This window comes from Blautia sp. MB18-30 (assembly GCF_023669475.1).
GTDB classification, from domain to species: domain Bacteria; phylum Bacillota; class Clostridia; order Lachnospirales; family Lachnospiraceae; genus Blautia_A; species Blautia_A fusiformis.
This window is the reverse complement of the sequence record NZ_JAMOYY010000019.1, coordinates 47671-69036: the sequence shown is the minus strand read 5'-3', so window position 1 is coordinate 69036 and position 21366 is coordinate 47671. Positions and strand designations below refer to the sequence as shown.

The 21366-nt window shown below is 40.4% G+C and carries 21 protein-coding genes and 1 pseudogene; 2 read left to right on the top strand and 20 right to left on the bottom strand.

The window, feature by feature from the left end; genetic code table 11:
- Positions 1-168: 168 nt before the first annotated feature.
- Complete coding sequence (locus NCY57_RS10420) at positions 169-1302, top strand: ROK family transcriptional regulator (protein WP_059086717.1); 1134 nt, start codon at positions 169-171, stop codon at positions 1300-1302.
- A 110-nt stretch (positions 1303-1412) separates the two neighbouring features.
- On the opposite strand, the gene udk is transcribed toward NCY57_RS10420, so the two are convergent.
- From udk to NCY57_RS10350, 14 genes are all read right to left on the bottom strand, one after another.
- Positions 1413-2033, bottom strand: coding sequence for a uridine kinase (gene udk / locus NCY57_RS10415; protein ID WP_015526187.1), 621 nt, complete (start codon positions 2031-2033; stop codon positions 1413-1415).
- A gap of 175 nt (positions 2034-2208) precedes the next feature.
- Positions 2209-3087, bottom strand: coding sequence for a methylenetetrahydrofolate reductase (locus NCY57_RS10410; RefSeq protein ID WP_015526188.1), 879 nt, complete (start codon positions 3085-3087; stop codon positions 2209-2211).
- Between the two features lie 124 nt (positions 3088-3211).
- Entirely contained in the window at positions 3212-3832 is a 621-nt protein-coding gene (locus NCY57_RS10405) for a methylenetetrahydrofolate reductase C-terminal domain-containing protein (protein WP_021976351.1), read from the bottom strand.
- A gap of 1 nt (position 3833) precedes the next feature.
- Positions 3834-5798, bottom strand: a complete 1965-nt coding sequence (gene rsxC / locus NCY57_RS10400; protein ID WP_148445195.1) for an electron transport complex subunit RsxC — start codon at positions 5796-5798, stop codon at positions 3834-3836.
- Positions 5799-6217: 419 nt separating this feature from the next.
- Entirely contained in the window at positions 6218-6742 is a 525-nt protein-coding gene (locus NCY57_RS10395; RefSeq protein WP_118168857.1) for a hypothetical protein, read from the bottom strand.
- Between the two features lie 113 nt (positions 6743-6855).
- Positions 6856-7482: a response regulator transcription factor gene (locus NCY57_RS10390; protein WP_022426201.1), complete on the bottom strand. Its 627-nt coding sequence runs from the start codon at positions 7480-7482 to the stop codon at positions 6856-6858.
- Entirely contained in the window at positions 7430-8773 is a 1344-nt protein-coding gene (locus tag NCY57_RS10385; RefSeq protein ID WP_244092770.1) for an ATP-binding protein, read from the bottom strand. The genes NCY57_RS10390 and NCY57_RS10385 overlap by 53 nt, the downstream gene beginning before the upstream one ends.
- Complete coding sequence (locus NCY57_RS10380) at positions 8770-10437, bottom strand: histidine kinase N-terminal 7TM domain-containing protein (protein WP_173739467.1); 1668 nt, start codon at positions 10435-10437, stop codon at positions 8770-8772. The genes NCY57_RS10385 and NCY57_RS10380 overlap by 4 nt, the downstream gene beginning before the upstream one ends.
- A 146-nt stretch (positions 10438-10583) precedes the next feature.
- A complete protein-coding gene (locus tag NCY57_RS10375) occupies positions 10584-11471 on the bottom strand; it encodes a DUF4428 domain-containing protein (protein ID WP_173739468.1) in 888 nt (295 codons plus the stop codon).
- Positions 11472-11822: 351 nt separating this feature from the next.
- On the bottom strand, positions 11823-12467 hold the full coding sequence (locus NCY57_RS10370; RefSeq protein ID WP_059086714.1) for a hypothetical protein: 645 nt from the start codon (positions 12465-12467) through the stop codon (positions 11823-11825).
- A gap of 10 nt (positions 12468-12477) precedes the next feature.
- A complete protein-coding gene (locus tag NCY57_RS10365) occupies positions 12478-13821 on the bottom strand; it encodes an AAA family ATPase (protein ID WP_059086713.1) in 1344 nt (447 codons plus the stop codon).
- Positions 13822-13894: 73 nt separating this feature from the next.
- A complete protein-coding gene (locus tag NCY57_RS10360) occupies positions 13895-14494 on the bottom strand; it encodes a zinc ribbon domain-containing protein (protein ID WP_235812399.1) in 600 nt (199 codons plus the stop codon).
- A complete protein-coding gene (locus NCY57_RS10355) occupies positions 14495-14923 on the bottom strand; it encodes a recombinase family protein (RefSeq protein WP_235812398.1) in 429 nt (142 codons plus the stop codon).
- A gap of 27 nt (positions 14924-14950) precedes the next feature.
- Positions 14951-15235 carry a hypothetical protein gene (locus NCY57_RS10350; RefSeq protein WP_235812397.1) on the bottom strand — a complete coding sequence of 95 codons (285 nt, stop codon included), beginning with the start codon at positions 15233-15235 and terminating at the stop codon, positions 14951-14953.
- On the opposite strand from NCY57_RS10350, the pseudogene NCY57_RS17175 reads away from it, so the two are divergent.
- Positions 15213-15407 (top strand): annotated as a pseudogene (locus NCY57_RS17175) (IS256 family transposase); the annotation flags it as partial. The gene NCY57_RS10350 and the pseudogene NCY57_RS17175 sit on opposite strands and share 23 nt — an antisense overlap.
- Before the next feature lie 521 nt (positions 15408-15928).
- Here the strand turns inward: NCY57_RS17175 and NCY57_RS10340 are convergent.
- The 6 genes from NCY57_RS10340 to NCY57_RS10315 form a co-directional block, all read right to left on the bottom strand.
- Complete coding sequence (locus NCY57_RS10340) at positions 15929-16564, bottom strand: hypothetical protein (RefSeq protein ID WP_059086712.1); 636 nt, start codon at positions 16562-16564, stop codon at positions 15929-15931.
- Between the two features lies 1 nt (position 16565).
- Positions 16566-16802, bottom strand: a complete 237-nt coding sequence (locus tag NCY57_RS10335) for a helix-turn-helix domain-containing protein (RefSeq protein ID WP_059086711.1) — start codon at positions 16800-16802, stop codon at positions 16566-16568.
- Positions 16803-16948: 146 nt separating this feature from the next.
- The gene (locus NCY57_RS10330; RefSeq protein WP_235812396.1) at positions 16949-17800 is read right to left on the bottom strand and encodes a S8 family serine peptidase; all 852 of its coding nucleotides are present in this window, start codon (positions 17798-17800) and stop codon (positions 16949-16951) included.
- Between the two features lie 107 nt (positions 17801-17907).
- A complete protein-coding gene (locus NCY57_RS10325) occupies positions 17908-19500 on the bottom strand; it encodes a recombinase family protein (protein ID WP_173739469.1) in 1593 nt (530 codons plus the stop codon).
- Complete coding sequence (locus tag NCY57_RS10320) at positions 19497-21086, bottom strand: recombinase family protein (protein WP_009245397.1); 1590 nt, start codon at positions 21084-21086, stop codon at positions 19497-19499. The genes NCY57_RS10325 and NCY57_RS10320 overlap by 4 nt, the downstream gene beginning before the upstream one ends.
- Before the next feature lie 76 nt (positions 21087-21162).
- Positions 21163-21330 (bottom strand): hypothetical protein, encoded by a 168-nt coding sequence (locus tag NCY57_RS10315; protein WP_009245398.1) that lies wholly within the window; start codon positions 21328-21330, stop codon positions 21163-21165.
- Between the last annotated feature and the right edge of the window lie 36 nt (positions 21331-21366).

Genomic DNA, 21366 nt, shown 5'->3' with positions numbered 1-21366 from the left:
GGATAAACATAAAAAACAAAACCGCGGGACACGCGGGGATAGCCTGTTTTAGCTTTGCCCTAAAGGGTAATCGAGCAGGAAGCCCCCACTTCAAAATCGTAAGATTTAAGTGGTGGGAGCATGTCACGACTTAAACATATCTATAATTACTTTTATCAGGAGAATCTCATGAGTGAAAAAGGATTAACCACCATCAATTTAAAAAAAATAAACCGCTCCAAGGTTTACCAATATATATACAAAACACACCAGACTTCCAAAATGCAGATCGTCCAGGATCTTCAGATGGGGCTTTCCACCGTAAGCCAGAACCTGAACCTGCTGGAAAAAGAAGGGCTTATTGACAGAAACGGATATTTTGATTCCACAGGTGGTCGAAAGGCCCAGGCCATCCAGATCGTCTCGGATTTCCGGATTTCCATTGGAATCGGGATCCTGAAAAACATGTTCCATATCACAGCAATCGACTTATATGGAAATGCCTTTTATACAGAAACCATTGCTCTTCCCTATTCCAACACAGAAGAATATTACAGACAGCTGACCGATAAAGTACGAAAATTCATCGCAGAAAATCACTATCCGAATGAAAAGATCCTGGGTATTTCCATTGCCACACAGGGGATCACTTCTCCGGATAATTCCACTGTGATCTACGGAAACATCATGAACAATACCGGAATGAAACTGGAGGATTTTTCCCGGCATCTTCCTTACCCCTGCCATCTGGAACATGATTCCAAATCCGCTGCTTTTCTGGAGCTGTGGAATCACCCGGAGCTTGACAGTGCTGTCGTGTTCCTTCTGAACCGAAACCTGGGCGGTGCCATTATCACCAATCATCAAATTCATCAGGGAAGTTCCATGCACAGCGGAACCCTTGAGCATATGTGCGTCAATCCTGACGGCCCTTTATGTTACTGCGGAAACCATGGCTGTCTGGAAACCTACTGCTCTGCCAACGCTCTGGAACAGTCTGCCGGGATGCCTGTGAAGGAATTTTTCCCGCTGCTCCGCGAAAAAAAATCTCCCCGGCTTGCTGAGCACTGGGAAGATTACCTGAACCATCTGGCATTTGCCATGAAAAACCTGAACCTGATCATCGATGCGCCGATCATCATCAGCGGATATCTGGCACCTTATTTTACGGAAGAAGACATCACTTATCTGCTGGAACACATCAACACAGGCGCACCCTTTACCCTGGATAAAGATCAGATTCTGGTCGGCACCCACGGGCAGTATACACCTGCCATTGGTGCAGCTTTATATTATGTGGAAAAATTTATACAGAGCGTGTGAATACAGGCAGCTTCACCTGAACCGCTCAAAAAAGCATGTCATACACAGCCAGACGGATATAACTTGATCCGCTCTGTCCTAAAGTATGACATGCTTTTTTATTTTACTTATTATTTTTTCAGTTCTTTCAGAAGCTGCCCGATCTTTGACACAAACAGATCAAAGGCCACATTATTCTTACCGCTGTTGATCACAATATCTGCTTTCGCCCGTGTAGACTCCACATACAGATAATGCATCGGTTTTACTGTGGTAAGATACTGATCGATGATTCCGTTTAAATCCCGTCCACGTTCCTCCACATCTCTGGAGATCCGTCTTAAGATCCTCTCATCTGCATCTGCTTCCACATAAACCTTGATATCCAGAAGATCTCGGATACGCGGATCTGCAAGAAGCAGGATTCCCTCTACCAGAATGACCGGTCTTGGTTCGATTTTCAGCACTTTGTCGGAGCGGTTGTGCTGACTGTAATCGTATACCGGACATTGGATGGTTTTGCCCTCCTTGAGTTCTTTGAGATGCTCTACCAGAAGATCGGTTTCCAGTGAATCCGGGTGATCGTAATTCACCTTCACACGTTCTTCAAAAGGAATTCCGTCCTGTCTGCGGTAGTAATTATCATGATAGATCACCACCACATCGTCTCCGAAATGCTTCTTCAGTCTGTTTGTAAATGTAGATTTGCCGGAGCCTGACCCTCCGGCGATCCCGATAATAATACTTTCCATCGTCTCTTTACCTCTTAAGCTAGAATTCTTCCGCTGTGGATCCCGCAGGCTTCCCGAAGAGTTTTTCCGTATAAAGAAGCTTTTTCTTACACAAAAGCTGCCCGGTCGGTGTGCATCTCCTGCATCCGGTTCCGGACAGCTTTTCTGGTTATTTTTTATAAAGCAATCGTTCTGATCAGATCTCAGCCTGCTCCAGAAGTGCCGGGATCTTGGACTCCCATCCAAGTGCCATGATATGTACACCCTGGCAGTATGGCTTGCACTCTTTAATGATACGTGCAGCGATCTCAACACCAGTGATACCAGCTTTTGTTTTCTCTTTGTCTGCTTTCAGCTCCTCGATCATCTCATCCGGAACATGGATGCCGGCTACGTTGTTGTTCATGAACTTAGCCATTCCAGCAGATTTCGGAATGATGATACCAACCTGTACAGGTTTTCCGAACTGTTTTGCTTTTTCCATAAATTTGATGAATTTCTCCGGCTCAAATACAGCCTGTGTCTGGAAGTAGTCTGCACCTGCAGCAACCTTTCTTTCCATCTTTGCAAGCTGAGCGTCAACGGAATCGCTGCATGGAGATACAACGGCACCCTTGGAGAATTTCGGTGGCTCACCAACCAGCTGGTTTCCTCCAAGATCTACACCGGACTCGAGAAGCTGTACTGTATGAAGAAGAGATACAGAATCAAGATCGAATACCGGTTTTGCCTGCGGATGATCACCCATCTTCGTATGGTCACCTGTCAGACAGAGGATGTTCTCAATACCAAGCATAGCAGCACTTAAAAGATCAGACTCCAGTGCGATACGGTTTCTGTCACGGCATGCAAGCTGGAAGATCGGATCCATTCCGGCGTCTTTGAGAACTTTACACATTGCAAGAGATCCAAGACGCATAACCGAAGACTGGTTATCTGTTACATTGACTGCATGAACGCCTTTGAGATAAGTTTTGGCTTCTTCTACCAGTTCATCTACATGGATCCCTTTTGGCGGTCCTACTTCTGCAGAAACTACAAATTCACCACGGTCGAATAATTCTTTCATTTTCATATTATATTTGCTCCAATCATTTAAAATTTGGGGTACGGTCCACCTGCTCTGCTGCATACATTGCGGAATATTTCCGGTGAACCGTATCATAATTTAATTTGGCTTCTTAATAAATCTTTGCTTATTATTTCACTTCATCATCTGTAGCGAAATTATGGATCTGTGTCGGGCATTTCAGTGCGTCAAGGCGTCCGATCTCTTTCAGACGTCTGTAGATGCGCTCCCATCCACACTCCATGTCACTGTCAACTTCGCATTTACCATTCTTGGAACCGCCGCACTGGCCGTTGACAAGACTCTTGGAGCATGCTGTGATCGGGCAGATCCCGCCGGTAAGGTTCAGATAACACTCACCACACTGGTCACATTTATATTCTAACGGTGTTACACCCTGGAAACCAGGTACCGGGTATGTATCGCAGGCTGCGCATACCATCTTGTCTTCCAGATATTCTGCGATGGTCTGTACACCAACACCACAGGAGAATACCAGGACCAGATCCGCTTCCCTGATCTTATCCATGTGTTTCTGAAGACGTAACTGCATATTTTCCGGATTACAGATATAATCCGTTGTCATGATCCCTGTCACATTTCCTTCAGCGGAAAGCTCCTTCTGAAGTTCAACAGCTTCTTTTTCCGGAAAACGAACTTCCTTGCATCCATGGCAGTTGATGATAAAAACTTTCTTTCCGGCTGCCAGTGATACGATAGTTTCTTTTGCTTTTAACTGGGTAATCAACATATCACTTCATCCCCCTTACTGCATTTTTTCCGGCTTTGATACTGTTAATGATCGGAATCTTGGAAGAACAGATATACTGACAGCATCTGCACTCAACACAGTCCATGACATTCATGTCCTTCATGCCCTGCCAGTTCTCTTCTTTCGCATATTTTACGAAATACAGAGGAGAAAGTTCCATCGGACATACGTCCACACAGCGTCCGCACTTGATACATGGCTGCTCTTTGGTCTCATCTGTATCAATGGCGATGATACCGTTGGAGCCCTTCATCATAGGTACCTCCAGAGTGTTCAGAGGGAATCCCATCATAGGTCCGCCCATCTTGACCAGAACATCGTCATCTGTAAATCCACCGCAGTAATCGATCAGCTCTTTTACGCTGGTACCGATCTTGATGATAAAGTTGCCAGGATTCTTAATCTTCTCGCCTGTTACGGTTGCAACACGCTCGATCAGCGGCATACCCTTCTGGATCGCATCGGAGATCGCTTTTACAGTACTGATATTATCTACGATAACGCCAACATCTGCCGGAAGGCCGCCGCTTGGAACCTTTCTGCCCATGACACGCTTGATGAGAGTTTTCTCAGCACCCTGCGGGTATTTGGTTCTTGCAACAAAAACTTCCATATTTCCGATATCGGCAACTTTTTCCTGCATTAATTCGATCGCATCCTGCTTGTTATCCTCGATGACAATGATGCCCTTCTCAGCACCTGTTGTCTTAAGGATCGCTTTCAGACCGAAAATAATATCATCAGCAAACTCAAGGAGAACCTTATGGTCTGCTGTTAAATATGGCTCACACTCACATCCGTTGAGAAGGATGGTATCAACCGGTTTTGCAGGTTTCAGCTTGACACAGGTCGGGAAACCTGCACCACCCATACCAACGATTCCGGCTTCTTTTACGATCTCAATGATCTCATCCGGTGTAAGTTCGTCCAGGGCTTTATGTGGCTGTACGGATTCGTGCAGAGTATTTTTTCCGTCGGATTCGATGACAACTGCCATCACCTCACTGCCTCTTGTACCATGCATACGTGGCTCAACAGCAACTACGGTTCCGCTTACACTAGAATGTACCGGTGCGCTGATAAATCCGGCAGCTTCTCCGATCTTCTGTCCAACCTTTACTGTGTCGCCTACTTCCACGATCGGGTTGGCAGGTGCACCAAGATGCTGGGACATGGAGATCACAACCGTCTTCGGATCCGGGAATTTCTTCAGATCGATATGCTCGCTGAATTCCTTATGCTCTGACGGATGAACGCCGCCATAGTATCCGTTCAGTCTGTCTTCTCTGATAGACTTCACGTAATCGTTGATCACCTTGAAGTTAACCTTGGAGTAATCACGTACCTGTACCGGCTGGTTCAGGAACTCTTCCAGACGGCCCTGTTTTGCCAGTCTCTGGTAGATCTTTTCCCATGCACAGTCTTTATTAGGGTCTACTTCACATTTACCGTTCTTTGCTCCGCCGCACTGTCCATTGACAAGACTCTTTGAACAATCGACGATAGGACAGACGCCTCCGGTAATGTTCAGATAACACTGTGCACATGCATCGCAGCTCTTCTTGGTAAGTGCCATGCCGTGATGTCCTCTGTAGTTAAGGGTATTACTTGCTGCGATCACCGGCTTGCCTGCCAGATCCGCAACTGTCTGGATACCAAGACCACAGGAGATCACAACTACATTCTCTGTACCTTCCGGAAGCAGATCCTGTAATTTTCTTTCTGTGTGCATCTTGTTACACAGAAAATCAAATTTCGCACTGCCTGTGACGGTTTTTCCCTGCTCCGCAGCAAATTTCAGGAATTCCTCGCAATCCGGTTCGTCAACGGTCTCAAATTCCTTGAAACACTTGTTACAGGCGATTACGAACAGATTGTCCCTGCCGTTCAGCACTGATGCAAGCTCATCACTGCTTTTCAGCTTGTACTTAGTATAGTTTTCCAATTGCTCACCTTCCTTATAAAGATTATATCCTTATGATTATCTGCTCTTATCCGTTCCCTCCTTCTCTGCACTCCCAGGAAAGAAACAATAAAACCAAATAAATAAGTTCTATGTTATTTGTTCAGCCCCTCCGGAAATCCCGACCACAAAAAGGCCGCAGTATTTCCTCTGACTGCTATAATAAATGTAACATAATTTGAACATATTATCCAGTTTTATTGGCCATTTTTATAAAATTATTCTATGATTTCATCCCAATCGTCTATGGGTGTACGGATATTTGTACAACTTCTGTTATGCCGCATGCGTTAGTTATATGCAACTTATATAATTTTGTTTATAAAATATCCTTTTTATGCATTGAGCATATTGCACAAGGATTTTATCTTTAACAGGGCAGATCCGAAAGGTGTCTTTTGTCATGGGGTAAGACGCTGTCCGCAATATTCACAGGTGCTCAGACGACCTTTTATTACCTGATTCTTTGCACCACAGCTGGGGCAGGTAACTGTAATATATATCTTCTCATTTACGCGTCTGTTCGGTGCAGTGATCATAATATAATTTCCTTCTCTGTCTATCTGGATATTCCGGATATATCCCCCCGCAATAATTTTTTCCAGCTTTTTCACTGCACCTTTCCCAAGTTCCTGCTCAAGCTTTTCAAATGAGACGGTATTCTGGGCATAGGATTCAAACCAGCAGGCAATTTCTCCAGCTTTTTTCTTCTTTAATGCTTTTTGAATTTCCCGGAAGGTTGGATACAGAAACAGCAATCCAAGTATGATCTCTGTTGCTGCCATTCCCCAGCGTCCTTCACCAATATACTTCTCCGATGCGCCAATAGCTCCCAGGGAAAAAAGTATAAAAAAGCCACAAAGAACCCATTTCAGTTTCCCCAGTATTCCTGTTTTTTTATTTTTTTCTGTCAAAAAATCACTCATGTCTGTTTCCTCTTTCTTCTATTATTCAAAATTTTATGATGTATTTATGAATGTCCCGTCAGCTCACGCCAAACTCCCTCTGTCCGAATATGTTTCTGCATTCTGTGGATCTTCTATTTCAGTGTGGTTACGATCAGTTTACTTTCCAGTGCAGCTGCTATCAGATCCTCTTTGCAGCTGTATCCCGCCTTGGCGATCATTTCCTGAAAATTCCATCTCACCCCAGAAGCAGAACAGTCCATTTTCCTTGCGATCTCGGAATATGACATCCCGTGAATATACAGGCGCAGCATCTCCAGCTGTCTGGGACTGATATCACCGCTTGTGATCCAGTTAAGTTCCACCTCCGGTGCCACATCCGGAAATACATGCTCCCCATTTAACGTTCTGTAGATCACACTCCGTATTTCCTCTTCACCGTGATCCTTATACCATAGACTGTCTGCACATCCGCTCTTTGCTCTTTCCAGCACCTTGGGATCGATCAGCGAAGTAACAACCAATACCTTTGTATATGGATATTTTTCCCTGATGATCTTTCCGGCACTCAGCCCATCATGATTATGAAATGTCTGCACATCCATAAGCACAAGATCAATTGCCGAGTAAGAGCAGATCTTTACAGCTTCACAGGCATCCGAAACTGTCTGGACATGTCGGAATTCCGGTTCCCGCATAATAATACTTTCAAAATACTTCTGCATGATCCTCTGATCTTCTACTATCAGTATCCGTACCATAGACTCCCATCCTTTCTGTCAGTGGCATTTTCAACACCAGACAAAACTCCGGCGAAAAAGAAACCTGCATAATACATTTCTCTGACTCCGCAGCTTTTCTCAGTGCAGACAGACCACCACCTTCTTCTGCATTTTTTTCAGGTGCATCTCCATCATTCGTTATCCGGATGCTGTATTCATTTGCACCTTTTTCTATCTTCACCAGAACTGTACTTCCATGGGCATGTCTGGCACAATTTGTCACACATTCACGGATCGCTCTGTCTGTCAGCAGCCTGTAGGAGGGATGCTGAGGGAAATTCCCGCTGATCTGAACATAAATTCCAAGCTCTTCTGCATGCCTGATCGTATCCGCGCATAATTCTTCCATATTCTCAACAGAAGAATCTGTAAGAATATAGACCAGATGCTTTAGTGCAGATAGCTGTTCATCCATTTTATCCTGATTTTCTTTTCTTTCCAATATCCTGCGTATTGACAGAAGGCTTCGGCCAAAATTGTCATGAACCTGCATTTTCATGGCAAGTGTCTCCTGCTCTCTTATTTTATCTCCGATTTTTTCATACATTTCCTCCAGCTTATGATTCAGGATTTCCAGCTTTTCATTATTTGCTCTGATCTTTTCACCATTGTAATAAATTTCTGATACATTAACTGCCACTGTCTGCAGATATCCTGCACAATCCGGCTCATGCAGACGATATTCCTGAAACATCCAGACGGAATCATCCGGAAAATAAAATACATTACTGTCACTGTTTAATCTGCGAAGTCCCTCTGCTTCGGATCCTCCATTTATTACTTTCCGCAATGCCTCATAATCCTGCAGATAGGAGCCTATCATTATCCTGCTCAGTTCATGCATCTTAGTGTTGCATAAAACGATCCTTCCAAGAGGATCCGAAAAACACACCCCACAGGGAACATCATCAACAGCTTCATTCACAGACCAGTAAGACAGAGAATGATGATATCTGCGTCTCTCTCTCCAGATTGCCCAGCAAAGATAAAGCAACAATACCACCATCGCTGCCATCAAAACACTGACTGGACACATCCGGAGCATTAGCTGATATGCGCTTTCCCCCTGGCAATATCTGTGATCATTCATCAGGAAACCCATAAGCATAAAAGAAACTGCAAAAACAGTCACTGCTGTTATAATTTTCTTTTTCCCGTAAAAACAGGTTATCCTGATCAACAGAAGGATCAATTCCAGAATCAGGCAGATTTCAAGAAGGATCATCAAAAAATCCTGCATTGCCATACTACATTCCGCAAAATCAGTCATCTTCCGCCTCTCTTTCTGAATACGATACATCCGATAAACCATTCGTTTTCATCTTCCTGCTGCACATTTAATTCCGGTCTTTCTGACATTAATCCCCGAAGATCTGCTTCTGCTACAATATGAACCGAGATCCGCAAAGCATCATCGATCTGCGACACACGGTAAAAAACAGACTGCATTGTATCAAACAATCGTTCCACAAGCCATTCAAAGGTATCATAGCATTTTAGTATATCATCTGCATTCAGCTGCACTTCACCATTTTCGACATAATAAGCCGCCCGGATCTTACATAATTTTAAGCTGTCACAGGATTCCGCAAGACTCTGTCTGAGATCCTCCATTGTAAGCAGATTTCCGTCTGATGCATATTGTGTCAATACCAGATTTTTTCTTCTTTTTAAATATGTACCAACAACCACGATCTTTCCCAGGATCCGGTCATAGTGTTCCCTTGACTCCGTTCTTTCCAGCTCATCCATCAGCTGTGACAGCAATTCCAGCTGCCCGGCTGTCTGATTCTGTATCATGTTCAGCAGTCGGTTCTGTTCTTCTGTTTTTCTCCGCTCAGCTTCTTTCTGATAGGTTTTCTGCAGCAGACGATTTCTGGCAGTCAGCTCCTCCTGCTGTTCCCGGATATCCTGATACTGATCCAGAAGCACCGAAATATCTTCTGACCAGAACAAATGTCCTCCTCTTATAGGAATATGGTTGATCCGGATTCCCTGTTCCTGTACAGCTGATCTGTTTATTACAATTTTACGCAGTTCCGGTGACAGCTCAGGAAAATCACCGGAATGATAATATCGCTGAAAGGAATCATCCGTAATCTCTGCATCCAGTCCTCCGGAGGTCTGGAATAATTCAAAATATCGATTGTTCGTCTGTATCAGGCCGCATAATATACATCCCTGGTAAATTGCCGCCATCAAAAGGCAGCATACCGCTGTCATATCTCCGGCAATTGTTTTGATCAGAGGCAGACGGAGTAAATTCCCGATATTCCATCCCAGAAGCAATATTCCCGGAATAACCGGCAGCCAAAATTGCTTTCTTCCCGGAATCCTGCTTTTTCTGATCAGCATAATTTCCATCCATATCAGGCAAAATATGATCCATCCCTGGATCACTATAAAAAGAATCCCATAGCTGTAATCTCTATCTGAAAGCGGCGGCTGCCCGGAAAACCGAAACACCAGCTGATGCAGATCATTTGTAAAAACACTGATGATCAAAACCACCGCAAAAGCAAGCAAGGCAATAATTTTTCTGACTGTTTTCTCTCCATCCTTTTCCCCTAGAAACATCGCTGCTGCCAGTCCAAGGACCGGGATCAGGATCATCGGGATATAATACAGATACCAGCAGATATGTTCTCCAAGCGGATCATGAAAAATATGAAATTTTACTGTCCGCACAAAAAACCAGAATACCATCAGACAGCCAATTGCAGTCAGACATCTGCGCGTTTTTCTATGCACTACATGCTTTTCCAGATAAATCACCCAGGCACAATACATTCCCAGATAAATACAGTTACGACACTGATCTGCGAGATTTCTCATAAAAACATTTTCCAGTCTTCCCAGCCTGCAGAAATACGCCAGAAATACACTTATCAGGATTCCTCCATACGACAGTGCCCTTTTTTTATTGTATGTCATGAAAATTCCTCTCTCGTTAATACACCTCTGTGATAAGTATACTATAAAACTCTATTTTATTATATAGTTTTCAGAGAAATCATCCATTCTCAACCCCTGTTATCACAAACAGAGTGAACAATTCTGTCCACTCTGTCTATCATCACTCAAAATGGTCTTGGCTGGCCACAGTATTCGCAAAACCTTCCGGTATTCTCTGCACCGCACTGACATTTCCATAAACTGCCGGGCTGCTGCATTCCGTTGTTCATCTGCATTCCAAATTGCTGCATTCCGCTGTTCATGTTCATTCCGGGCTGCTGCATTCCGCTGTTCATGTTCATCCCGGACTGCTGCATTCCGCTGTTCATGTTCATTCCGGGCTGCTGCATTCCATTGTTCATGTACATCCCGGACTGCTGCATTCCGCTGTTCATGTTCATCCCGGGCTGCTGCATTCCAGCCGCATTTGGTGTCAGGGCGGCTATGATCTGATGACCTGTCTGCTCCACTTCCATCAATTCGCCTCTGTTATCGCTGCTTATGGAAAAAGTATTCAGACGAAAATCCATATCATCAAACCATGGAGTTTTTACCTTAATACGCATAGTATAATCAAATTCATACTTATATACCGGTGGCTGATAGCTTACGGTTTCTCCATCCTTTGTTGTATATGTTTCCTCGTTCTGCTGTCGCTCTACATCAACTCTGCACTGCACAACAGCGGATAAAGGAACTATATCCGGATTTTCATTGACATCCAGCTTCCGTGCAACAGTAAAATTCCCCTTATTGTCATCAATAAAAACATTGTAATTTCTGGTATTGATCTGACGTGTTATACAAAAATCCATTACGGCTTTTTTGTTTTTTTCACGATATTCCAGTTGACGTTTTATATCCTCTACCGTACTGTGCCGCCGGTCTTCAAACCATGGTGACAATTTTTTTGCACAATCCTTACACAGATTTCCGTCATCCAGTTTTCTGTTGCCTAATAAACCTATTTTCTCTCCGCAGATATCACAGATCTTCTTATCAAATAATCCCATACCCAATCCTCCTTCTTTTTATATTTGTGTTTTTGTTTATCTACATTATGCGTGAATGCTTCGCCATTTGCACTAGCATCTCTGACAGTAACTGAATTCATCTTCATATCAATGTCAGGATCATAAGGCTCGTATCTGAAAATCCTGTCTGTTTCTATATGTTCAGGATATGCCGTATGGGATACTCTCTGCCAGACACAACCGTCCCGAGGATGTCAAGTCATTGCTACAAAAAATATGCGGCTTTTTTGCCACGAAAATGGCTTAAAACCGCATATTTCTGTATAGAGGACGTTATATAATTGTCACAAAGTAGGTGGGGAGGATGTAACGTCATTGCTAGAATTATTCCTAATTCTGAAAAGGTATTTGTACCGGTGATTTAGGCGAACAAATTATTTGCCCATTATTACTATATCTATCGGACTTTGTTACCTTAACATAATGAATAAGCTCCAGTATTTTTCTTTTATTGTCTCCACTTTGTATAAGCTGCTGCCATAATGCTCTTTCTTTTGTTTCTATACCTTTAGGTATTTTTTGTCGTCCAGGAGAAACAATAAAAGCATGCTTTTCAATATTATTCGCAACTATCACTTTTAAGTCATCATCTTTCTTCAAGAACTTAATTGTGTCAATAATTTGGTCATACGGATTATAGCCCTCTTTAACAGATATATTTGCACCTTTAAGTTCTATAAAACATGTTTGCAATACCTTTTGACAATATATTAAAAAATCACACTTTTGTTGATCTTGTATATTAGGTATCAATTTTCCATCTGGCTCTGTCAAATATACTTCTTCATCACAAACCTCTATTGGCATAATTGAATTTTTATCAGACTTTGAATCTTTTAGAGTTCTTTTTTCTCCATTTTTTAAGCACTCAAAATTATCCGTATATTTTCCTAATGCTAATTTATTTGGCTCCTTTTTCTTATTTTCCTTGTATTTATTTTTTCCTTTATTTTTTCCTTTATTTTTTTTCGCCATTTGCTTCTCCTTACAGCACATCATTTTCTGACATTAGCAAATAATATAATTCCATATATTTTTCATTTACGCTGTCAGAAATTTCATCAATCATTTCCGTATTTAATTCTTGAAGTTCCTCATTAATTAAGTTTAAAATACTTTTATCTTTATTGATTTTTAATGCTGTAACTTTTTGTGGATCAATCTCACAATTACTATCAATTATGTCATATACTTTTTTTGAATACGTAGAATTCTTCTCAATCACCTTCCCAGCACAATACAACGTGTTGACCGATGTTAAAATATACGGACTGTGTGTTGTAATCAAGATTGAGCTATTGTTAATATTCGCAAAATATGAAATAAATTCCACTACCTTACTTTGTAAGCTTGGATACAAATGTGCTTCTGGTTCTTCAATAATTACAAATGCTTTTTCCTTTTTTAACATTAAAATATACAGTTGATTAAGTAACCATAAAACCTCTTGCTGACCAGATGATGCGAAATTAATTGGTATTTTTTCACTATGTTCCTCTTCATCCTCAACAACAATATATTCTTTTCCTGCATTATAAAGATAATCGCCTTTCAAATCTGAAATTAACATTTCCGCAGTTTTAGTTACATCAAATCTTCGTTCGCCGTCAGGATAGCGTTTATGAACATTTCTAATTCCATCCTCAAAAACTCTATGAATATTATCAATAACCTGCATAAATTGCCTTGTTATCAAATCCAAATTATCATTTTCTAATAACGATCTATTGTTGACTAATAAAGTCAGCATACTACGTCCAGCAGGGATATAGTAGGTTTCTTTATAATCATCAAAAATCTTATTTACACTGTTTTTAAAATTATCATAATTGCGAAGTCTTTCCTTACTTGCATATGCCAAACTAATAGTTGTGGTTTCTGGCTTTTGCTCGAAAAGTTCTAATGCTTCTTTTTCTAAGTCTTTTAGCGTTTGTGTTAATTTAGGCGAATAACGAACACTTATATATTTTCGTTTTCCGTTTTTATTCAATTTTACATCAAGCCATATCCCCGATGCATATTCATATTTTAAATATAATCGTTTATCTAAATCCCAACTATATCCAAATAAAGAAATGAAAATTGATTTTAACTCTTTCTTTAACACTTTATTAAACCCATCACTAACATCATTGCCATTGTATAATGCTGTATCGTACACTTGACACAAATAGTCCGTCAAAGTAGATTTTATGATTCTAAAAAAATATATAGCTTTTGCCACAGTACTTTTTCCTGTAGCTTGTTCACCTATAAGTAAATTAAAATCTTTGATATCCATTTCCAGTTCTTGTACTGGTCCCAAATATTTAATTTCTATTTTTTGCATATTCCACCTATACCTTCTACATATACTCTTTCAACAAACCTAATCATTTCCTTCATTATAATAAATACTACTACTACTTTGCAATATCTTTACTAAATTTCCACTTCACCTCCACTCTCCCATCATCATACACATATATTCCCTGCACATATTCTTCCAACATTTCTCGTGTCAGCTTTTCATAGCCTAAATACTTCAACATCTGCTCCACTGGAACATTCTTTTTCATCAGGATTTCTTTCTCACCATTTATCAGTTCTTCCAGTTCCTGTACACGTTTCTGCAGTCGTTCTCTTTCTTCTTCCAACTGCTTCTTGACTTCCATAAACTGGTTCTGGTTCATCTGTCCTTCGTGATACTTCTCATAGTTCTGACGGTTCTGAATCTTTATCTGCTCCTGACACTTTTCACAATCTGCACTTTCCGTCTTATAGACTTCTATGCTGTCCGTATGCTGTTTTCTCATAGATTGCTGCATCTGTTCTTGGCTGATATTCTGACGTAAATATGCCTTAATTTCTGCCAGCACAATATGCTCCAGCATTTTGTTATCCGCTTTTCCGGCAAAACATCCTGTATCTTCTTTTCCTTTACTGTAAGCGCAGCTATAAAGGATATGACCATGAACCGGACTGCTTGAAGTCAGACTTCTGCGACAATTTCCACACTTCACCTAGCCACCTAACAGTGTTGTTTCCCTGTCAAATTTACTTTTCTTTGTGTATCTGATCTGCAGGGACTGTGCTTTTTCAAAAACTTCTTTTGATACGATCGGCTCATGGTGATTTTCCATCACTTTCCACTGATTTCTCGGCACTGCTACTTCTTTCCCTGTTCCGGGATTTGGAATCTTGGTCTTTCCATAGACCATACAGCCTATATAAGTCTTATCATCTACAATCTTCCGTATCATATCACTCGTCCACTGTAATCCTCTTGATGTAGCTTTCTTGCTGTCTGATTTCTGTCGTCTACTCATGGACTGCAAGGGAGTCAGTACCCCCTCTTCATTGAATAACTTGCAAATTTCCATCTTGGAATACCGCTGGTTGGTCAGTTCAAATACTCTGCAGATTACTTTCGCTTCGTCCTCTACAATCACCAGTTCTTTCTTATTTTCAAGATTAATTCAATACCCATAAGGTGCAGAACCACAGCAATCCTCGCCTTTTCCACGTCTAGTGCTGACTGCCGCTTTTACCTTTACGGACTGGTCTTTCACATAAAAATCTGCAATCAGTCCTTTAAACTGTACTTCGCTGTCCGAACTCTTTCCTTTATAATCTTTAGAATCATATTGGTCTGAAATAGAAATGAATCGTACTCCAAGAAATGGAAAAATCTGTTCCAGATAAGTTCCCATATCAATATAATTTCTAAAATCTTTTACCACAATACACTGCACAAACGCCATAGAATCGATCAACTCCAGTTTTCGGAAAGTAACCAAGAAAGGCTCTTTCCAAAATTAGGATTCGGTAATGAAAGCATTATATTTGCGAATTACGGAGCTTTACAAAAAGCGAAATGGTCGATTAGTTTCGAATTGGGCTATAGTAAGAAACCAGCTCTCCATGGACGATTAAATTCAAGCACGGATACTGAAATACGAAAATTTCTAATGGAATTCAGAAGGATTTTTATGAGTAAATATTATGACTATTTTGAAGAACAGGAACATAATTCAGGTGAAATAACAATGGATAACGCTCATGAATGAACTTCTTACCTGCTATCAGTATCTCAAAGAGCACGATATGTTGCTTCTATATAAAGCTTATCGCAATGGTGAGGAACTTCCTTTTGATTAGTAGATGCAAAATAGCGGTCAAAAAATGACCGCCAAAAAATATAAATTTACACACTTTACTTGACAAACTCTGTTCACAACGCAGCTACATTACTAAGAGCTGAAATATATTCACCTATCATTTGTGGCTGCTTGTTATTACATTTAAATTCTACCCACTCAGTCTCATCCGGCAATTTTGCAAGCTCTCGTACCAGACTTCTCAAATATTCTACTAATCTTATTGCCATAACATCACATACTTTTTTTCAATCTACTGAGATAACCCATAAACTACTTTCAGACTCAATGCGCTGATTATTTAATATTTTTCTTTCTACGAACATTTCTTTTATTGGGGTTATTAGTGGTAAGATTCCCAATCCATATTTCCTCTTGTTCATCCCAACTTCCAACATAGTATATCGGAAATTTCTTCTTCTGTTTTTCTAATCTTTTTATAATGTCATAATTTTTTATTCTTCCATTTTTCCCCAAATCTATCTTCATATTTCCTTTTTTGATAATTGCTAATTGTGAACAGTCTTGTTTCAATTTAATTTCAACTTTTCTTTCAGGTAAATACTGCAATAAACTTGAATTCAACGAAAATGTACCATCTTGAAAAATACTTATCACCAAATTATTTTCTCGCTTTCTTAAATTTGAAATAGTGATAAAATCAGAAAAATCATATTTTGAAACAGTATTATCCTTTTCTTTCACATTCTCTTCTTTCCATATATATACGCCCCTTCTCACATTAATTAAAGCAGGATTTTCCTTCTTTAAGCTAAATAATGCATTTCTAAGCGCACTTGAACCTTTATCTATTCTCACCTTATGTTGCTCTACATATAATTTTATTTCATCAACAGTTCTTTCCACCCCTACTTTAGTTTTCATATATTCTATAATACCTTCTTTTATCATCATTTGCTGTGATTCTTCCATCTTATTTTTCCTTCCTGTAAACAACAATTTCAGAGATATTTACACTGTAAATATCTGCTATAACCCCTAAATTTTGCAAGCTTGGTGGATTTTTCCCATTTATATAATTTCGAATCGCACTTTTTGATAGCCCTGTTATTTGAGATAAAGTCAATACCGTATCTCCTTTTTCGTCCATTAACTTTTTAATTCTCTTTCCTGTTTGAACTTTATCGACTTTCATTTCATCTGCTATCATTAGTCTTCTCCTTACGTTTTTATTATCTAATTTTAATTATAACGAACGTTTAAACTAATTCAAGTACAAGTTTACTTCTAAGTCTAACATTTGTTTAGGAGTTTTAATATAAACTTCGCTCCACTCTCTACCACAACATTTAACTTTCACATATGAGGGAGACTTTTGGCTGTACATAAAATCCCCCATCCCACCTCCACATTCGGATATTCCTCATATCCGCCCACACTCTGTGCGCCTTTCCTCAGATATGCCTTCACCTTTTCCCCATAAAGAAACGGATCATTTCCTTTCACGATCCCCCATTCCATAAGCAGAGCTGCGCTTCCGCTGACAAAGGGTGCCGCAAAGGAGGTTCCGGTGACAGTGGCGTAGCCTCCGCCGGGAACCGGGGCGGAGATGGATACACCGGGAGCTGCGAGATCAGGCTTCCGGATCGGCAAGAACTGACTTCCCCTTCCGGAAAAATCTGCGTAGGCATTCTGTCTGGAATCATAAGCTCCAACAGAAATAACTTTTCCGGCAGTGGAAGGAATCGTCAAAGTTCCCACAGCCCGCGGAGAATAAAACCCGGTTCCGCGATTCAGTACATTTCCACCCGGCAGCCAGAGGAAATACTGCCCGGAGCGCACACGTTTTCCACTTAAAAGAACTTTCCAGACACCGCTGTCCACATAATTACCCTCAGGAATGAAATCTATGTAGATTTCCTGGGACAGCTGATAGGGACCGGGTTTTCCATAATAGATCAAAAGCTCTGTATTTTCCAGCAGATGCCGCTGTGGACCCAGCCTTTCATATAATGGACCGATCCGTTCTCCGGACGGACTTTCCAGATAAATTTCCATCTCATCTTCATAATCCTTCCATAACTGTACATTTAATGTGGGCTCAAAAGCTCCCACCGCCAACTGGATCTCTTCTGTTTTCCCCTGCTGCAGGATTCCTCCTGCATGCCAGGGCTGGCTGCCGTTATTTCCGGTTCCTGTAACGATCACAGTCCGCCCCATGGCCGCAACTGTATCAATATAGTTTTCCAGAAGAGAATCCCCTCTGTGTGTTCATTATAACTAGGGGAAAATTACTGTAAAAAAATTTGCAGTCTTTACACTGCCTGTTTTTCTACCGGATAAGGCGACTGATACTTAAATACAATATCAATGCTCTTATCTCCATTCACAACAATTTTTTCAATCAATTCTGTCACAATTTCTCTTGTCACTTCGGATAATGTTCCATACTTGATAAATTTCTCTATCCAGTTTTCATAAGATTCTTCTGCCTCTCCAAAGCTGTCTTTCTCTAGTTCTGCCAACTGAATCTTCGCCCTGATATCTTTATCCTGCTTTTCATATTCTGCCTTATAGGAGAGATATTCTTCTTTATCCAGAACACCATCTACATAATTTTCGTAAGTTTTCTTTTTATACTTTTGGACAGCCGCAAGTTCTTTTTGTAACCGTTCAATCTGCTGGTCTGCTTCTGCACATCGTCTCTGCACCTCCTTCTTCCTATCTGCTACTTTTAATATTTCATCCTTATCACTTTCTTTCAGTGCCAGTTCCGCTTGTCTTTGGATTTCATTTTTTACAATAGAATCCAATACTTCTTTTTTAATGAAATGAGAATAACAAACTGTGTTTCCTTTTTTGTGGTAGGTACCGCACTCATAACCGTCCCGACAAGTAACCCTCTGGAAATTATATCCGCAATCTCCACAAACAATAATTCCTGCGTATGGATTTACCTTTCTCACTTCGCTATTAAATCCCGGTGTCCGTGTTCTTTTCTTCATAAGTTCCTGTACCTGCTCAAAAGTATCTTTGCTAATAATTGCTTCGTGCATTCCTTCCACAATATACTGCTGTTCCTCTGGAATATATTGATACTTTTCCACTTTATAGGATATCTTTTCTGATTTATGCTGTACCATAGCCCCTGTATAAACTCTGTTTCGCAAAATTACATTGATCGTAGGATATGCCCAGCCCTTTGCACCCGCTTTTTCTAATGCATTGGCATATTTCAATCCCTGCACCTTTCTCTTATACTCTGACGGTGTCAGAATTCCTTCCTGATTCAGTTTCTTTGCAATACCATCCCTGGAATATCCTTCCAAACTCATATAAAAGATTCTCCGTACCACTTTAGCTGCTTCTTCATCTACAAGAAAATGATGCTTATCTGCCGGATCTTTTACATATCCATATGGGGCAAACCCAGACATAAACTGTCCCCGTTTCTTCTGGGCGGTCAATGCACCTCTGATTTTCTTAGATATATCACGACTATACATATCATTAAACAACGTCTTAAACTGTGCCAATTCTTCATTACTGTGATGAACAGAATCCACGCCATCCAAAATTGCAATATAACGCACACCCAAAGATGGAAAAACACGCTCAATATAGTTACTGGTTTCAATATGTTCACGCCCAAGCCGGGAAATATCTTTCGTAATAACGCCTTGAATTTTCCCTTTGTAGATATCCTCCATCATCCGCTGAAATTCCGGTCTATTCGCAAAATAAAGCCCCGAATAACCGTCATCAATATAAATATCTGCGATTTCCAGATCCTCTGATTTAGTCACATACTCACGAATCAGTTTCATCTGATTTTCAATACTCTCACTAACTTTATTCTCTCCATCATCCTTCGACAGACGACAATATACACCCATCTGATACATCATATCACCCCATCTTTCTCAAGTATTCTATCTGGTGAACTCTCTACTGAAGCAAACTTAAAATATATATCTATTTTCTGCTCTGGATATACATAAATTTTATCAACTAACTCCACAAGCGCTTCTCTGGTAAGCTGCTTTACCGTTATTCTTCTGCGATTAAAGTGCTCCAACCATATCTTTGTTTCATTGACCGCCGCCCGCTGCCTTTGCTCTTCATGGTTCAGTTCTGATAATTCTTTTTGATATTTCTGATTCTCTGTTTCATACATCTGTTTTAATTCCAGATATTCCTCTTTGGAAAGTACTTCATCCATAAACTGTTCATATGCTCGTTTCCGGTATTCCAGATTTCTTTCTATTTTTGCCTGCAATTTTGCAATTTTACCATCCAGTTCCGGCTGTTTCTGTCTGATCTGAGTTTCCAGATTCTTCATATCCATCTTCATCTGTTTCAATTGCTGGTTGATTGCAAATACAACCAGTTCATCCAGCTTTTCAAATGTAATATGATTCAGCTCACAGTAATTCTGCCCCTGCTTCTGATGAAAACCACACATATATCCGTCATAGTCTTTATGAGATGCCAGATAACGTTTTCGCATGGCTGTTTTACATTTCCCACAAAAGAGCAGTCCCACATATTTATGTGGTTCATTGTTTTTATCAAAATAGGAAACTCTGCGCCCCTTTCTTATTTGCTGAACCCTATCAAACTCTTCTTTAGAAATGATTGCCTCATGTGCATCCGGCACCAGCTCCATTTCTTCCAGGGGAATTGCCTTTTTGTATTTCAGCTTATAAGACGGTCTTTCATGTTTCCGAATCACAACCGCCCCAGTATAGACCGGATTCTTTAAAATTCCACTTACAGTAGACGATGTCCACAGACCTTTTCCCGAATCCCATACATAATTGGTTTTTAAAACTTCCTTTTTATATTTTGCGGGACAAGGGATTTCATCTTCATTCAAAGTCCTGCAAATAACCGTACAGCCAAATCCATTTTGATACATTCTGTAAATTCTTCGAACAACCTCGGCTGCATAAGGATCAATTTCCAGATGATTATGAATTGTTTTACTTTTCACATATCCAAAGGGGGGCTGTTTCGGAGTATATTCGCCCATACTTCTTTTGGTCTGAATCGTTGTCTTAATCTTTCTGGATGTATCTCTCAAATACATATCATTCAGCAAAGTTTTTATTTCTAACATTTCATCATAAGTTCCAACGGCTGAATCATAATTATCCAGAATCGAAACAATCCGAATCTGTTTCTCCGGGAAATATTTGCCTAGATAATAGTTGGTATCAATATGTTCTCTTCCAAGTCGAGATACGTCCTTAAAAATCACCATATTGATAACACCAAGCTCAATATCTGCCAGCATCCTCCGAAATTCAGTTCTTTCAAAATTACTTCCAGAAGCCCCATCGTCTACATAAACTTTTTTCTCTGCAATATCTTTATTCTCTGCAATATAATCTCTTGCCATCTGAATCTGAGAGTGAATACTATTGCTGTATTCACCCTCTTTATTTTGCTCTTCAATGGAAATTCGGCAATAAATTCCTGCCTGATACATTCTATCCCTCTTTTCATCGGTCTTGCGTAGTCATTGTCTTTAATTGTCTTTATTTTACAACAAGAACTTAAGAAAATCAACCTGCAATTTTTCGTTCAGTAAGATTCTGAATGCACTGGATCAATGTCTTTTCCCCATTAAAATGCACTCGAATCTGATATCCTGCATGTTCATAGCTTACATTCTCTTTTTGGATTTCTTTTTTTGTATCCAGAACTTCTACAGAATCAAATAACGTATTCATGCTATATGCCTCCTTCAGCATACAGTTCTCTCTACA

Coding starts and splice junctions, on each gene's coding strand:
- NCY57_RS10350 (WP_235812397.1), bottom strand. CDS start 15,235: ATGGCGTTTGTGCAGTGTATTGTGGTAAAAGATTTTAGAAATTATATT.
- udk (WP_015526187.1), bottom strand. CDS start 2,033: ATGGAAAGTATTATTATCGGGATCGCCGGAGGGTCAGGCTCCGGCAAA.
- NCY57_RS10395 (WP_118168857.1), bottom strand. CDS start 6,742: ATGAGTGATTTTTTGACAGAAAAAAATAAAAAAACAGGAATACTGGGG.
- NCY57_RS10320 (WP_009245397.1), bottom strand. CDS start 21,086: ATGTATCAGGCAGGAATTTATTGCCGAATTTCCATTGAAGAGCAAAAT.
- NCY57_RS10405 (WP_021976351.1), bottom strand. CDS start 3,832: ATGTTGATTACCCAGTTAAAAGCAAAAGAAACTATCGTATCACTGGCA.
- NCY57_RS10325 (WP_173739469.1), bottom strand. CDS start 19,500: ATGATGTATCAGATGGGTGTATATTGTCGTCTGTCGAAGGATGATGGA.
- NCY57_RS10410 (WP_015526188.1), bottom strand. CDS start 3,087: ATGAAAATGAAAGAATTATTCGACCGTGGTGAATTTGTAGTTTCTGCA.
- NCY57_RS10315 (WP_009245398.1), bottom strand. CDS start 21,330: ATGAATACGTTATTTGATTCTGTAGAAGTTCTGGATACAAAAAAAGAA.
- NCY57_RS10370 (WP_059086714.1), bottom strand. CDS start 12,467: ATGGCGAAAAAAAATAAAGGAAAAAATAAAGGAAAAAATAAATACAAG.
- NCY57_RS10340 (WP_059086712.1), bottom strand. CDS start 16,564: ATGGAAGAATCACAGCAAATGATGATAAAAGAAGGTATTATAGAATAT.
- NCY57_RS10365 (WP_059086713.1), bottom strand. CDS start 13,821: ATGCAAAAAATAGAAATTAAATATTTGGGACCAGTACAAGAACTGGAA.
- NCY57_RS10390 (WP_022426201.1), bottom strand. CDS start 7,482: ATGGTACGGATACTGATAGTAGAAGATCAGAGGATCATGCAGAAGTAT.
- NCY57_RS10420 (WP_059086717.1), top strand. CDS start 169: ATGAGTGAAAAAGGATTAACCACCATCAATTTAAAAAAAATAAACCGC.
- NCY57_RS10385 (WP_244092770.1), bottom strand. CDS start 8,773: ATGACTGATTTTGCGGAATGTAGTATGGCAATGCAGGATTTTTTGATG.
- NCY57_RS10375 (WP_173739468.1), bottom strand. CDS start 11,471: ATGGGATTATTTGATAAGAAGATCTGTGATATCTGCGGAGAGAAAATA.
- NCY57_RS10380 (WP_173739467.1), bottom strand. CDS start 10,437: ATGACATACAATAAAAAAAGGGCACTGTCGTATGGAGGAATCCTGATA.
- NCY57_RS10335 (WP_059086711.1), bottom strand. CDS start 16,802: ATGATAGCAGATGAAATGAAAGTCGATAAAGTTCAAACAGGAAAGAGA.